Annotated in this window: 13 protein-coding genes; 11 read left to right on the top strand and 2 right to left on the bottom strand. The window is 68.6% G+C overall.

The annotated features are described in order from the left end of the window. From ybeY to OXU50_00545, 8 genes are all read left to right on the top strand, one after another. On the top strand, window positions 1-379 hold a 379-nt coding region (gene ybeY, locus OXU50_00510; protein MDD9868372.1), incomplete at its 5' end, for an rRNA maturation RNase YbeY. Continuing rightward, window positions 376-1,215 carry a CBS domain-containing protein gene (locus tag OXU50_00515; protein ID MDD9868373.1) on the top strand — a complete coding sequence of 280 codons (840 nt, stop codon included), beginning with the start codon at window positions 376-378 and terminating at the stop codon, window positions 1,213-1,215. The genes ybeY and OXU50_00515, both read left to right, overlap by 4 nt. Before the next feature lie 8 nt (window positions 1,216-1,223). Further along, window positions 1,224-2,711, top strand: coding sequence for an apolipoprotein N-acyltransferase (gene lnt / locus OXU50_00520; protein MDD9868374.1), 1,488 nt, complete (start codon window positions 1,224-1,226; stop codon window positions 2,709-2,711). Continuing rightward, window positions 2,704-4,143: a mannose-1-phosphate guanylyltransferase/mannose-6-phosphate isomerase gene (locus tag OXU50_00525; GenBank protein ID MDD9868375.1), complete on the top strand. Its 1,440-nt coding sequence runs from the start codon at window positions 2,704-2,706 to the stop codon at window positions 4,141-4,143. The genes lnt and OXU50_00525 overlap by 8 nt, the downstream gene beginning before the upstream one ends. Beyond that, window positions 4,121-6,604, top strand: coding sequence for a leucine--tRNA ligase (gene leuS / locus OXU50_00530; protein ID MDD9868376.1), 2,484 nt, complete (start codon window positions 4,121-4,123; stop codon window positions 6,602-6,604). The genes OXU50_00525 and leuS overlap by 23 nt, the downstream gene beginning before the upstream one ends. Window positions 6,605-6,725: 121 nt before the next feature. Then, the gene (gene lptE / locus OXU50_00535) at window positions 6,726-7,274 is read left to right on the top strand and encodes an LPS assembly lipoprotein LptE (protein MDD9868377.1); all 549 of its coding nucleotides are present in this window, start codon (window positions 6,726-6,728) and stop codon (window positions 7,272-7,274) included. Between the two features lie 2 nt (window positions 7,275-7,276). Further along, complete coding sequence (locus OXU50_00540; GenBank protein MDD9868378.1) at window positions 7,277-7,549, top strand: hypothetical protein; 273 nt, start codon at window positions 7,277-7,279, stop codon at window positions 7,547-7,549. A gap of 2 nt (window positions 7,550-7,551) precedes the next feature. Next, window positions 7,552-8,376: a M23 family metallopeptidase gene (locus OXU50_00545; protein ID MDD9868379.1), complete on the top strand. Its 825-nt coding sequence runs from the start codon at window positions 7,552-7,554 to the stop codon at window positions 8,374-8,376. 27 nt (window positions 8,377-8,403) lie between these two features. On the opposite strand, the gene OXU50_00550 is transcribed toward OXU50_00545, so the two are convergent. Next, complete coding sequence (locus tag OXU50_00550; GenBank protein ID MDD9868380.1) at window positions 8,404-8,748, bottom strand: histidine triad nucleotide-binding protein; 345 nt, start codon at window positions 8,746-8,748, stop codon at window positions 8,404-8,406. Window positions 8,749-8,949: 201 nt separating this feature from the next. Here OXU50_00550 and OXU50_00555 point away from each other — a divergent pair, with 201 nt between their 5' ends. Further along, entirely contained in the window at window positions 8,950-9,168 is a 219-nt protein-coding gene (locus tag OXU50_00555) for a hypothetical protein (protein MDD9868381.1), read from the top strand. 178 nt (window positions 9,169-9,346) lie between these two features. Here OXU50_00555 and OXU50_00560 read toward each other — a convergent pair whose 3' ends face one another. Next, a complete protein-coding gene (locus OXU50_00560; GenBank protein ID MDD9868382.1) occupies window positions 9,347-9,862 on the bottom strand; it encodes a urate hydroxylase PuuD in 516 nt (171 codons plus the stop codon). 246 nt (window positions 9,863-10,108) lie between these two features. Between OXU50_00560 and OXU50_00565 the strand changes: the two genes are divergently transcribed. Beyond that, a complete protein-coding gene (locus OXU50_00565) occupies window positions 10,109-11,905 on the top strand; it encodes an N-acetylglutaminylglutamine amidotransferase (GenBank protein ID MDD9868383.1) in 1,797 nt (598 codons plus the stop codon). Beyond that, on the top strand, window positions 11,902-13,395 hold the full coding sequence (locus tag OXU50_00570; protein ID MDD9868384.1) for an NAD(P)H-hydrate dehydratase: 1,494 nt from the start codon (window positions 11,902-11,904) through the stop codon (window positions 13,393-13,395). The genes OXU50_00565 and OXU50_00570 overlap by 4 nt, the downstream gene beginning before the upstream one ends. The last annotated feature ends 121 nt before the right edge of the window (window positions 13,396-13,516 follow it).

The following is a 13,516-nucleotide window of genomic DNA, read 5'->3' on the forward strand; positions in this document are numbered from 1 at the left end:
GTCGTTTCCGTTTGAGGCGCCGCCGGCGCCGGTCGAGCACGATTATCTGGGCGACATCGTGCTGGCCGCGCCGGTCGTCGCGCGCGAGGCGCGGCGCGACGACAAGTTGCTGAAAAGCCATTGGGCGCACCTGTTTGTGCACGGCCTGCTGCACCTGCACGGCTACCGCCACGACACCGCCGCCGCCGCCGCGCGGATGGAGGCGCGCGAAAGCGGAATCATGCGGCGCCTGGGGTTTGCCGACCCGTGGCAGACGGAGCAGGCCGGGCAAACAGGGCAGGCCGGCCAAGCAGGACAGGCCGGGCAGACCCGGCAAACAGGGCAGTCGGGGCAAATGGGGCAGGCGCAGCCACACGCGCAGCGGCGCGGCGGCGAATGAACGCCGGCAACAATGGCGGCGGCGGCGCGCAGCCGTCGTTCATCACGCGCCTGTGCGAGCGGCTGCGGATGGTGTTCGTCAAGCACCCGGACGAGGTGCGGCGCATTGGCCGCCTGCTGGAGAACCACTCCGGCGCCGACATGCTGCAGAAGATGGAGCGCCTCGCGCAGGTCGGCGAAATGCAGGTAAGAGATGTCATGATACCCCGCTCGCAAATGGTTGTTGTATCGCATGAAATGAGCCTTGACGATTTGCTCGGCATCGCCATTGAAAGCGGCCATTCGCGCTTCCCGGTCATCGGCGACAGCCCGGACGATGTGCGCGGCGTGCTGCTGGCGAAAGACCTGCTGCGCTGCCTGCGGCGCGACGACGCGCCGGGCTTTGAAGACTACATCCGCAAACACACGGTGGTGCCGGGGAGCAAGCGCCTTGATGTGCTGCTTGATGATTTCCGCAGGAACCGCAGCCACATGGCCATCGTCGTGGACGAATACAGCGGCACCGCCGGGCTGGTCACGATTGAGGATGTGCTGGAACAGATTGTCGGCGACATCAGCGACGAGCACGACGCCGCCGAAGACCAGTACATCTACGACCACGGCGGCGGCAGTTACGCGGTGAAGGCGCTGATGCCGCTGGAATTTTTCAACGATTACTTCCAGGCCGGCCTTGAATCAAAGGGTGCGGACACCGTCGGCGGCCTGATCATCGAGGCGCTCGGACGGATGCCGGAACGCGGCGACACCGCCGCAATCGGGCCGTTCCGGTTTGAGGTGCTGCATGCGGACAGCCGGCGCGTGCACCTGCTGGCGGTCGAGAAGGAAAAGGCGGCCTGACGGCGCCGATGGCCATCGCGCACATCGTGTCCGGCGCGCTCGGCGTGCTGCTGGTCGCCGCGTTCGCGCCGTGGTCGTGGTATCCGCTGGTCGTCGCTGTGCCGGCGGTGCTGCTGGTGCTGTGGTTGCGGTCGCCGCCGGCGCGGGCTTTCTGGCAGGGTTACTGGTTCGGCGCCGGTTATTCCGGCGCCGGCGCCTACTGGGTTTATTACAGTCTGCATGATTTCGGCCAGGCTGCGGCGGCGTTCGCGGTTTTCGCCGTCGTCGTCATGGTCGCGGTGCTGGCGCTGTATTACGCGCTGCTGGCGTGGGCGGTCGCACGCTACGCCAACCGCTGCCGCTGGCAGGCGGCGCTGCTGTTCTACCCGGCGGCGTGGGTTGTCGCCGAATGGCTGCGTAGCGTGCTGTTCAGCGGTTTTCCGTGGAACCTGCTGGGACAGGCGCTGGTCGGCACGCCGTGGAGCGGCGTGCTGCCGGTGTTCGGCGTGTTCGGCGCCGGTTGGCTTGCGGTTTTTTGCGCCGGCACAGTGGTTTGCGTCGTGTTTTGCAGTGTTCGCGTCAAGTGGGCCGCCTCGGCGCTGCTGGCGGCGCTGCTGGCCGCCGGCGCCGCCGCCGGCGCGCGCGACTGGACGACGCCGCGCCCCGGCGGCGCCGGCGTCGCGCTGGTGCAGGGCAACATCCCGCAGTCGCTGAAATTTGACCGCGGCTATTTGCGGCGCCTGTTCAGGACCTACCGCTCGCTGAGCGAGCCGGTCATCGGCAGGGAGGTCATCCTGTGGCCGGAAACGGCGCTTCCGGTGTATTCGGCGCGCGCCGAGAAGATGTTTCCCGGCCAACTGCGCCGCCGCCTCGACGCCGCCGGCAGCGAGTTGCTGACCGGCATTTTTCACAGGGACAGCGCCGGCGGCGCGGCCTACAACAGTTTGCTGAACCTGTCCGACGGCTCCTACTACCACAAGCGGCGGCTGGTGCCGTTCGGCGAGTACCTGCCGCTGCGCGGTTTGTTGGAGTTGTTCCGCCGCTTTGTTATCATTCCGATGTCGGATTTGAGCGCCGGCGCAGGGCCTCCGCTGATGCGGGTCGGGCGGCACACCGCCGGGGTTTCGATTTGCTACGAGGTCGCGTTCGGCGGCGACATCGCCGACGCCCTGCCGCAGGCGGACTACCTGATCAATGTCAGCAACGATTCCTGGTTCGGGGATTCGCCGGCGCCGTTCCAGTTGCTGCAGATGGCGAGGGTGCGCGCGGCGGAAAACGGGCGTTACCTGGCGCGCGTGACCAGCACCGGCATTTCGGCGATTATTGATGACAAGGGCGAAGTCGTGGACAGCATCGGACTCTTCCAGCGCGGCGTCGTGGACGGCGTTGTGCGTCTTCGCGGCGGCATGACGCCGTACAGCCGCTGGCGCGACCGGCCCGTGCTCGGCGCGTCGCTGGCGTTTCTGCTGCTGTCGCTCGTGCCGGCGGTGCGCCGCGGCGCCGGGAACGATGCCTGACACAACCGCCGTCATTCTGAGCGGCGGCTCCGGCACGCGCCTGTGGCCGCTGTCGAGAACCCACTTCCCGAAGCAGTTCATCCCGCTGATGGGCGGGCGCAGTCTGTTCGCCGGCGCGCTCGACCAGGCGCGGCGGCTCGGCTGCGCGCGGGTCATCGTCGTCTGCAACGAGGCCCACCGCTTTTTCGCCGTCGCCGAACTGCGCGCCGCCGGCATCAAGGACTGCCGCGTGCTGATTGAGCCGGTCGCCCGCAACACCGCGCCGGCGACGGCGCTGGCGGCGCTGGCGCTTGGGGAATGCGGCGGCGGCCCGATGCTGGTGCTGCCGTCCGACCACTGCATCGCCGACCGCGCCGGCGCCGGGCGTTTCGCCGACTGCGTCGCCCGCGCCACCGCCGCCGCCGCGCGCGGCCTGCTGGTTACTTTCGGCATCCGGCCCGCGTGGGCCGAGACCGGCTACGGCTACATCATCGCCGGCGAGACGCTGGACGACGGCGTTTGCAGGGTCGCGCAATTCACCGAAAAGCCCGGCCTTGAGCAGGCGCGCGCCTACGCCGCCCGGCGCGACTGCTACTGGAACAGCGGCCTGTTTTTGTTCGAGGCGAAGACCGTGCTGGCGGAACTCGGGCGCCACGCGCCGGCGCTGCTCGAGGCCTGCGCCGGGGCGTGGCGTGGGCGCGAGTCCGACCGCATTCAGGGCACCCCGGTCGAGCGCGTGGACGGCGCGCGTTTCGCCGCCGGCCCCGACATCTCGATAGACTACGCGGTGATGGAAAAGACCGACAGCGCCGCCGTCGTGCCCGCCGACATTGAATGGTCGGACCTCGGTTCGTGGGAGGCGTTCGCGCAAATCATCGGGCGCGACGACGGCGGCAACGCGGTCGTCGGCGACGCCGTGCTGGAGGATTGCCGCGACAACATGGTGCATGCATCCGGGCGCCTGGTCGCGGCGGTCGGCGTCCGCAATCAGGTCATCGTCGAGACGCCGGACGCGGTGCTGGTCGCCGACCGCGCGCACAGCCAGTCGGTCAGGAATCTGGTCGCGCGCCTGCGCGAGCGCCGCCGCCCGGAAGCCGACTGGCACCGGAAAGTCCGCCGTCCGTGGGGTTCCTACGAGAGCGTGGACAACGGCGAGGGTTTTCAGGTGAAACGCATCATCGTCGCGCCGGGGCAGTGCCTGTCGCTGCAACGCCACCGCCGCCGCTCGGAACACTGGGTCGTCGTCCGCGGCGAGGCCCGCGTGACGCTCGGCGACGAGGTGCTGGCGCTCGGCCCGAACCAGTCGGTCTGCATTCCGATCGGCGTCAAGCACCGCCTGGAGAACCCCGGCGGCGAGCCGCTGCACCTGATTGAGGTGCAGTGCGGCGACTACCTCGGCGAAGACGACATTGAACGTTTTGAGGATGTCTATGGCAGAACCGGAAAATCCTGAGACCGGCGCCTACGACGCGCGCGAGACCGAGCGCATCGCGCAGGCGTACTGGGACGAGCACCGCTGCTTTCGCGCGGTGCGCGACGACGCGCGCGAGAAGTTCTACTGCCTGTCCATGTTTCCGTACCCCAGCGGGCAACTGCACATGGGGCATGTCCGCAACTACACCATCGGCGATGTCATCAGCCGCTACCAGCGCATGCTCGGCAAGAATGTGCTGCAACCGATGGGCTGGGACGCTTTCGGCCTGCCCGCCGAGAACGCCGCGCGCGACGGCGGCATCGCGCCGCAGCAATGGACCGCGAACAACATCGCGCAGATGAAAAGCCAGTTGAAGCGCCTCGGCTACGCCTACGACTGGGAGCGCGAGTTCGCCACCAGCGAGCCACACTATTACCGCTGGGAGCAGTGGTTTTTCACGCGGCTGTTCGACAGGGGGCTGGCCTACCGCAGCGAGTCGTGGGTCAACTGGGACCCGGTGGACGAGACCGTGCTCGCCAACGAACAGGTGATTGACGGGCTTGGCTGGCGTTCCGGCGCACGCGTCGAGCGCAGGAAAATACCGCAGTGGTTCCTGCGCATCACCGATTACGCCGACCAACTGCTCGACGACCTCGCGCAACTGGACGAATGGCCGGAGCGGGTGCGGCAGATGCAGCGCAACTGGATTGGGCGCTCGCGCGGCGTCGAGATTCGCTTTGACCTGGACGGCGCCGGCGCCGGAAACGACGCGCTGACGGTGTTCACGACGCGCCCGGACACGCTGATGGGCGCGACCTATGTCGCGCTCGCCGCCGAGCATCCGGCGCTGGACAGCCGCCTTGATGCCGACCCGGCGCTGGCCGAATTCGTCGCCGAATGCCGCCGCAGGCCGACCGCCGAGGCCGAGATGATGACGCGCCCGAAGCGCGGCGTGGATACCGGCCTGCGCGCCGTGCATCCGCTGAGCGGCGAGGCGCTGCCCGTGTGGTGCGCGAATTTCGTGCTGATGGAATACGGCTCCGGCGCGGTGATGTCGGTGCCGGCCCACGACCGGCGCGACTGGGAATTCGCCCGCGCCAACGGCCTGCCGCTGCGCCAGGTTGTCCGCCCGGCGGACGGCGCCGCCGTGGACCTCGAGTGCGGCGCGTTCACCGACAAGGGCATCCTCTGCAATTCCGGGCACTACGACGGCATGGATTTTGAGGCCGCGTTCGACGCGATTCTCGCCGACCTGAAGGCCGCCGGGCGCGGCGGCGAATGCATCCAGTACCGGCTGAAGGACTGGGGCGTGTCGCGCCAGCGCTACTGGGGGGCGCCGATTCCGGCGCTCTACGACAACGGCGAGTGCCGGATGGCCGGCGACGATGAATTGCCGGTCGAGTTGCCGGCGCAGCCGGGTTCCGGCGTGCTGCCGCTGGCGCAGTTGCCCGGCTTTCGCAACGCCGGCGCCGGCGCCGGCGGGCGCGAGGTCGTGCGCGAGACCGACACCTTCGACACCTTCTTTGAGTCAAGTTGGTACTATGTGCGTTTCGCCTGCGCCGCCGGCGCCGCCGCCATCCCCGACGACGAGGCCGCCTACTGGCTGCCGGTGGACCACTATGTCGGCGGCATCGAGCACGCGGTGCTGCACCTGCTTTACGCGCGCTTTTTCTACAAGTTGATGCGCGACTTCGGCCTCGTCGAGGGCGACGAGCCGTTCAAACGCCTGCTGACCCAGGGCATGGTGCTGAAGGACGGCGCCAAGATGTCGAAGTCGCGCGGCAACACCGTGGATCCGGCGGCCTACATCGAGCGCTACGGCGCCGACACCGTGCGCCTGTTCATGATGTTCGCGGCGCCGCCGGAGCAGGCGCTGGAATGGTCGGACTCCGGCGTCGAGGGCGGCCACCGTTTTCTGAAGCGCTTCTGGCGCCAGGTGACGGCGCACTGCCGTATGCGCTCGCAGCCGCCGCCGCGCGCGCGCGCCGACGCCGCCGCGTGCCGCGAAATGCGCCGCCGGATTCACGCGACCATCGCCAAGGTCGGCGACGATTACGCGCGCCGCCTGTCGTTCAACACGGCGATCGCCGCGAACATGGAACTGGGCAACGCGCTGGCGCGTTTCGCCGCCGCCGCCGGCGACAGCGCCGAGGGGCGCCGCATCCTGACCGAGGGCTACGAGAGTATTGTTAAAATGATGGCGCCGGTGACGCCGCACATCATGCACTGCCTGTGGCGCCGCCTCGGGCACGAGACGCCGCTGGTGGACTGCGCCTGGCCGCAGGCCGACGAGCGGGCGATGAGCGCGGAGCGCTGCGAGATTGTCGTCCAGGTCAACGGCCGGCTGCGCAGCCGGCTGCAACTGCCCGCCGGCAGCGGCCGCGGCGCGGTCGAGGAACAGGCGCTGGCCGATGAAAAAGTGCGCCGATTTGTCCACGGGAGGGAAATTGTCAAGACCATTCATGTCGAGAACAAACTCGTCAATTTTGTCGTTCGCTGACGGTGTGCGCCGGGCGTCGGAAGTAGCGCCGGCGGCGGGAGCAGCGTCAGTGCCGCCGGCGCCGCAAATGGCGTCGGCGGCGCAGGTAGCATCGGCAGCAGGGGTGGCTCCGGCAGCACGATTGGCTTCGGCAGCACGGGCGGCGCCGACAGCGCGACTGGCGTCGGCGGTGCTGGCGGCGGTCATCGGCCTGTCGCTGCTGGCCGGCTGCGGTTACCGGCTGGGCGACGGCACGGCGCCCGGCGGCGAGGCGATTCCGGCATCGCTGGCGCGCCTGTCGCTTGAGGGCATGAAGCGTCATGCGCCGCTGCGCCAGGCGCTGAAATCGGCGCTGCGCGCGCACGGCGTCGAGATTGTCGCGCCGGTGCGGGCGCCGGCGCGGCTGGTCGTCGGCGGCGAGCAAATCTCGCAGCGCCCGGTCGTCATCGGCGACGACGCCAAGACGCGCGAATATCTGCTGACCGCGGTCGTCGAGTTTTCGGTCCGCGGCAGCGGCGGCGTGCTGCTTGAAAAGCAGCGCGTCGAGTCCGCCGGCAGTTATCTGTACGACGCCAAAAGGCCGCAGGTTGGCGACAGCGAGCGCGAAAGAACCTTGCAGCACATTCGCCGCGACCTGGCGCGCCGGATCATCGGGCGCCTCGCCGCGCCGGGCGCGCCCGCCGGGGGCTGACGATGGAGTCCATCCGGCTGTCCGACCGCCTGGTCGGCGAAATCATCGAAACGCTGCGGCGCCATGAACCGGCGTGTGACGACCCGCTGCTTGCGTCGCAATACCTGACCGCCGTGGTCGGCTACCTGCTCGCGTCGCATTCGGCGGCGGCGGCGGAAAAGGAGCAGATTCTGGACGAATTGGCGCACTTTCTGCGCCATGTGTACAGCGACCTCAGCCGCGCGCAGCCGCAACAGCCGCAGGAAGCGGTCGGCGTCTGGGAACCGCCGGAGTGACGATGCCGGTTTCGGCGCCGCGCCGGATTGTGTTCGCATTGGCGTCGCTGCTGGCGGTGTCGCAGCCGGTCGCCGCCGGCCTGATTGTTTCGCTGGAAGGCGATTTCATTCAGGGCGGGCTGGTTCGCGGGCGCGTCGCGCCTGACGCCGGGGTTTCTCTCGACGGCGAGCGCGTTCGCGTCGCGCGCGACGGGCGCTTTGTCATCGGTTTCGGGCGCGATGCGGCGGCGCGTTTCGTGCTGCGGGCGGTGGCGCCGGACGGCCTCGCCGAGGAGCGTGTTCTGGCGGTGGAACAAAGGACTTACGAAGTGGAGCGGATCAACAATCTGGACGCCGACAAGGTCAATCCGCCGCCCCACGCCTTCCGGCGCATCCGCGACGAAAGGCGCCTGATTGCCCAGGCGCGGCGTCGCGCCCTTGACCACGCCGACTGTTTCGGCGGGTTTTTGTGGCCGCTGAAAAACCGGATTACCGGCGTCTATGGCAGCACGCGCATTCTCAACGGCGAGCCGCGCAGCCCGCATTACGGCGTGGACATCGCAAGCCCCGAAGGCGCCGTCGTGCGGGCGCCGGCGGGCGGCGTCGTGACGCTGATTCACGACATGTATTTTTCCGGCAAGACGCTGGTGCTCGACCACGGCTACGGCGTGTCCTCGACTTTTCTGCATTTGCACAAGGCGCTGGTCGGGGACGGCGAGCGCGTCGAGCAGGGCGCGCCGATTGCCGAGGTCGGCGCCACCGGGCGCGTCACCGGGCCGCATCTTGACTGGCGCGTCAACTGGCTGGGCCGCCGCCTCGACCCGCAACTGCTGGCGGGGCCGATGTAGGCGGCGCCCCGGACTCTGACGCCTGATTCAGCCGGGAGGCCAGCCGAGCGGGCGGCCCGCTATCAGGTGGATGTGCAGGTGAAACACGGTCTGGCCGGCGCCGGCGCCGTTGTTGATGACCAGCCGGAAGTCGTCGCCGACCTTCTCGCTGCGCGCGATTTCGCCGGCTTTCAGCAGCAGGTGCCCCAGCAGCGCGGCGTCTTCGGCGCCGGCGTCGGCGACCTTCGCGACGGGTTTTCTCGGAATAATCAGGATGTGCGTCGGCGCCTGCGGGTTGGCGTCGCGGAACGCCGCGCACAGGTCGTCCTGATAGACGATGTCGGCGGGAATCTCGCCCGCCAGAATCTTGCTGAAAACGGTTTCTTCGGCCATCATGGTTTCTCCGGTCGTCGTGAAAGCCCCTATCATCGGCCAGGCTGCGGCAAACCGCAAGCGCCGGCACGGCGTCGGCAGGGCGGGGCGGAGACGGGGCCGCCGCGCGAGAGCAATTGACAGCGGCGGCTTTTTTCTTACAATCGGCGGAATAAGCGCATTGGGCGCGAGTTCAGCCAACTACACAGGAGAAACCTGATTATGGAACTTTCACAGGAAGATTTTGAAAAGGGACAGGAAATTTTCGCCGATATTGTCGCAAGATACTACGGCGACCCTGATTTCAAGGCGCGCCTCGATGCCGACCCGACGGGCGTCCTGCGCGAAGAGGGGATGGAGATTCCCGACGGGGTTTCGGTCAAGTTGCTGTTCAACACCGACGACCTGCTGCACATCGTTCTGCCGTATGTAGAGAGTTGAGTCTCTCCTGACGCCGAACCAGCCCGCCTTACCGGAACCGGGCAGGGCGAGAGCCTGTCATCCCGGTTCCCCGCCAAGACACTTCATCCGCCCGCCTGCGCGAGTCGCACGGGCGGCTTTCGCGGACGCGCCGCCGGCGCGGCGGCCCGCGGCGGCCCGCCGCGCCGCTGCGCCGGACTCAGAACGGCAGGCCGTGGCCCGCGCCGACCATGCACATCAGCATCGGGATGGACAGCAGCGTGTTGGTGCGCGACGCCATCAGCGCGATCTTTTTGGCCTTGGCCTTTTCCTCGTCGGACGCCTCGACGCCGCCGAGACCGAGGATTTTCTTCTGGTTCGGCCAGATCAGCCCCCACACATTGAACAGCATGATGGTGCCGAGCCATGCGCCGATGCCGATGATCTCGACGCCTTCTTTCAGCATGAAGGCGCCGGCGAGGCTGCCCCCGCCCCATTTGCTTTCCAGCGCGGCGGCGCCGGTCAGCCAGGTCAGCAGCGCCGCGTAGCGGAACCACGCGAGCGCGCGCGGCGCGACATAGCGGTTGATGGCCGCCGGCCCCGGGCCGCCCTCGTCGGCGGCGGCTTCGGCGACCGCCGGCACCTGCACGAAGTTGAAGTAGTACAGCAGGCCAATCCAGATGACGCCGACGAACACGTGCAGCCACACGATCAGGGAGACTGTGTTGAATTCCATTGTGTAACCCTCCCGCTCAAAGAACGATGCTGATGATGATTGCCAGAATAAAACCGGCGACAATGGTGCCGGTTACCGAGTTGAGTGGATTCATGGGCGCCCTCCTTTCGATTGCTTGAATCATGGCCGGTATGCGGAAAAACTGTGACTATCCTATTACAAGCCGGGCCGGATTGAAACCTGCATGACGGATTCCGTGACAGACCGCGCCGCATCGGGGCTGTTCGCCGGCGGCAGGGGCCGCTGATGTGCGGCATCGCGGGCGAACTGCGTTTCGACGGCGCGCCGGTTGACGAGGCGGCGCTGCGGCGGATGCTCGCGCCGCTGCGCCGCCGCGGCCCCGACAGCAGCGATGTCGCCGTCAACGGCGTGCTCGGCCTCGCGCATGCGCGGCTTGCGATCATTGACCTGTCGGCGGCGGGCGCGCAGCCGATGGCGGACGCGGAATCGGGGCTGACGCTGGTCTTCAACGGCGTCATTTACAACTACCGCGAACTGAAGGCGGAGTTGTCGGCGCACGGCTGCCGCTTTTTCAGCGCCAGCGACAGCGAGGTGATACTGAAGGCCTACCGCCGCTGGGGCGGCGACTGCGTGCGCCGTCTCGACGGCATTTTCGCGTTCGCAATCTGGGACGAGCGCGCACGCGAATTGTTTCTGGCGCGCGACCGCCTCGGCATCAAGCCGCTGTATTACACCCGCGACGCGCGCCGTTTCCGCTTCGCCTCCAATCCGCAGGCGCTGCTGGCGGCGGGCGGCGTGGACACCGCGCTCGACCCGGTCGCGCTGCACCGCCACCTGACGCTGCACGCGGTGGTGCCGGCGCCGCGCACGCTGATCAGGGGCGTGCGCAAACTGGCGCCGGCGCACACGCTGCGCGTCCGCCCGGACGGCGGCATGTCAAAGCGGCGCTACTGGAGCCTCGCGGCGCGGCGCGAACCGCGCGACATCGGCGAGGCGCAATGGATTGAGCGCATCCGCGCCGAATTGAAACGCTCGATTGAGACGCGCTTCCGGATTGCCGATGTGCCGGTCGGCGTGCTGCTTTCCGGCGGCCTGGATTCCAGTCTGCTGCTGGCGCTGCTGGCCGAGACCGGCGCCGGCGACATCCGCACCTACACCATCGGTTTCGAGCACAAGGGCCGCGAGCGCGGCGACGAGTTTCGCTATTCCGACCGCGTCGCCGCGCATTTCGGCACCCGCCACCACCGCTTCCGGGTTTCCGACCGGCATTTGTACGATTGCCTGCCGGGGGCCGTCGAGCAGATGGCCGAGCCGATGCCGGGCCAGGATTGCGCCGCGTTCTACCTGCTGGCCGAGCGGGTCGCGCGGGACATCAAGGTCGTGCAGAGCGGCCAGGGCGCGGACGAGGTGTTCGCCGGTTACTTCTGGTATCCGCGGATGCGCGACGAGCAGGGCAGTTGGCTTGAGCGCTTCCGGCGGCATTATTTCGACCGCGGCCAGGACGAATACCGGCGCACGGTGGCGCCGCGCTGGCAAGTGCCCGACGCGACATCGCCGCTGGTCGAGGCGTTCTTGCACGAGGGGCGGGCCGACACCTTCATGGACGCGGTGCTGCGGATGGATGTGACGCAGTTGATTGTGGACGACCCGGTCAAGCGCGTTGACAACATGACGATGGCGTGGAGCGTCGAGGCGAGGGTGCCTTTCCTGGATTACCGCCTGGTCGAGACGGCGATGCGGATGCCGCCCGAACTGAAACTCGCGAACGGCGGCAAGCACATCCTGAAAAAAATCGCGCAAGACCTTCTTCCGGCGGAGATTGTTCACCGTGAGAAAGGCTATTTTCCGGTGCCGGCGCTGAAGTTCGTGCAGGGGCGGTTTCGGCAGATGATGGCCGATACGCTGGCCTCGCGCGCCTGCCGCGAGCGCGGCCTGTTCCGGCGCGACTACATTGACCGCCTGCTGTCCGGCGGCGACAATCAAAACCTGACGCCGATACGCGGCAACAAGTTGTGGCATTGCGCGCTGCTGGAGATGTGGCTGCAAACACACCTGGCGCCGCCGCGCCGCGCCGCGCCATGAAAACCGCCCCGAACGACACCGCGCAGACGGCCCTGCGCCCGCTTTACACCGCCGCGCAGAGCCGGCGGATGGACCAACTGCTGATTGAGAAAACGCCGGTTGCGGGCGTTGAACTGATGCGCCGCGCCGCCCGCGCCTGTTTCGGCCATCTCATCGCGCGCTGGCCCGGCGCGCGCGACATCGTCATCATCGCGGGCCGCGGCAACAACGGCGGCGACGGCTGCATGCTCGGCCAACTGCTGCTGGCCGCCGGGCGCTGCGTGCGCGTCGTGCAGGCGGGCGGCGATGTGCGTCCGGGCGGCGACGCGGCGCGGGCGCTTGAAGAGTATCGGGCCGCCGGCGGCGTCGTGGCGGAAGCGGGCCGCGTGCCGGACGGCGACCTCATCGTGGATGCGATTTTCGGCAGCGGCCTGAACAAGGCGCTGTCGGCGGCGATGGCCGAATTGATAGAGGACATCAACCGCCGCGGCGTTCCGGTGCTGGCGGTGGATGTGCCTTCGGGGCTGGACGCCGACACCGGCGCGCCGCTGCCGGTCGCCGTGCGCGCCGACAGAACGGTCAGTTTCATCGCGCGCAAGCGCGGGCTGTACACATCCGCCGGCACAGAGTACGGCGGCGAGGTTGTGTTTTCCGGTTTGCAGACCGATCCGGCGCTTGCGGCGGAGGTCTCGCCCTGCGCGCATCTGGCGGCCTGGCGCGAAGTCCGCCGCTGGCTGCCGGCGCGGCGCGGCGACACCCACAAGGGGCAATTTGGCCACCTGCTGGTCGTCGGCGGCAACGCCGGCATGATGGGCGCGGCGTTGCTGGCCGGCGAGGCGGCGATGCGCGCCGGCGCCGGTCTCGTCAGCGTCGCGACCCGCGAGGCCCACGCGGCGGCGATGGCCGCCGCGTGCCCGGTGCTGATGCCGCGCGGCGTCGAGGAGCCGCGCGCGCTGCGCGGGTTGATTGAGAAAGTGGATGTCATCGTCGCCGGGCCGGGTCTGGGGCGCGACGAATGGGCGCGCGCGATGCTGGACGCGGTCATCGAGGCGCAGCGCCCGGCGGTCGTGGATGCCGACGCGCTGCGCCTGCTGGCCGCCGAGCCGGCGGTGTCCGCGCACTGGGTATTGACGCCCCATCCGGGCGAGGCCGCCGCGCTGCTCGGCGTCGCGGCGCGCGATGTGCAGGCGGATCGTTTCAAGGCGGCCCAATCGTTGCAGCGGAAATACGGCGGCGTTTGCGTGCTGAAAGGGGCCGGCACCGTGGTTTGTTCGCCCGCCGCCACCGTGGTTTGCGAAGGCGGTCATGCCGGCATGTCCAGCGCCGGCATGGGCGATGTGCTGAGCGGCGTCATCGCCGCCCTGCTGGGGCAGGGGCTGGCGCCTGAGCAGGCGGCAGTGCTGGGCGTTTGCGCGCACGCGGAGGCGGGCGAACGGGCCGGCGGCGCAACGCCGCGCGGCTTGATTGCGACCGATTTGCTGCCGCGGATACGCGAGGCCGTCAACCCGTGAATGCGGCGCAGTTCAGGCGGGCGGCTTGCAGGCGCTGCGCTAGCACTGTCATAGCGAGCGTCAATTCGTGAGCGTCGTGCAGTTCGAGCGGGCGGCCTTCAGGTGCTGTGTCGGCGTTGCC

The organism is Gammaproteobacteria bacterium, from assembly GCA_028817225.1.
GTDB lineage: Bacteria > Pseudomonadota > Gammaproteobacteria > Poriferisulfidales > Oxydemutatoraceae > Oxydemutator.

Bases quoted from the DNA above. Each gene is read 5' to 3' on its own strand.
- OXU50_00515 (MDD9868373.1), top strand. From the start codon at position 376: ATGAACGCCGGCAACAATGGCGGCGGCGGCGCGCAGCCGTCGTTCATC.
- lnt (MDD9868374.1), top strand. From the start codon at position 1,224: ATGGCCATCGCGCACATCGTGTCCGGCGCGCTCGGCGTGCTGCTGGTC.
- OXU50_00525 (MDD9868375.1), top strand. From the start codon at position 2,704: ATGCCTGACACAACCGCCGTCATTCTGAGCGGCGGCTCCGGCACGCGC.
- leuS (MDD9868376.1), top strand. From the start codon at position 4,121: ATGGCAGAACCGGAAAATCCTGAGACCGGCGCCTACGACGCGCGCGAG.
- OXU50_00540 (MDD9868378.1), top strand. From the start codon at position 7,277: ATGGAGTCCATCCGGCTGTCCGACCGCCTGGTCGGCGAAATCATCGAA.
- OXU50_00545 (MDD9868379.1), top strand. From the start codon at position 7,552: ATGCCGGTTTCGGCGCCGCGCCGGATTGTGTTCGCATTGGCGTCGCTG.
- OXU50_00550 (MDD9868380.1), bottom strand. From the start codon at position 8,748: ATGGCCGAAGAAACCGTTTTCAGCAAGATTCTGGCGGGCGAGATTCCC.
- OXU50_00555 (MDD9868381.1), top strand. From the start codon at position 8,950: ATGGAACTTTCACAGGAAGATTTTGAAAAGGGACAGGAAATTTTCGCC.
- OXU50_00560 (MDD9868382.1), bottom strand. From the start codon at position 9,862: ATGGAATTCAACACAGTCTCCCTGATCGTGTGGCTGCACGTGTTCGTC.
- OXU50_00565 (MDD9868383.1), top strand. From the start codon at position 10,109: ATGTGCGGCATCGCGGGCGAACTGCGTTTCGACGGCGCGCCGGTTGAC.
- OXU50_00570 (MDD9868384.1), top strand. From the start codon at position 11,902: ATGAAAACCGCCCCGAACGACACCGCGCAGACGGCCCTGCGCCCGCTT.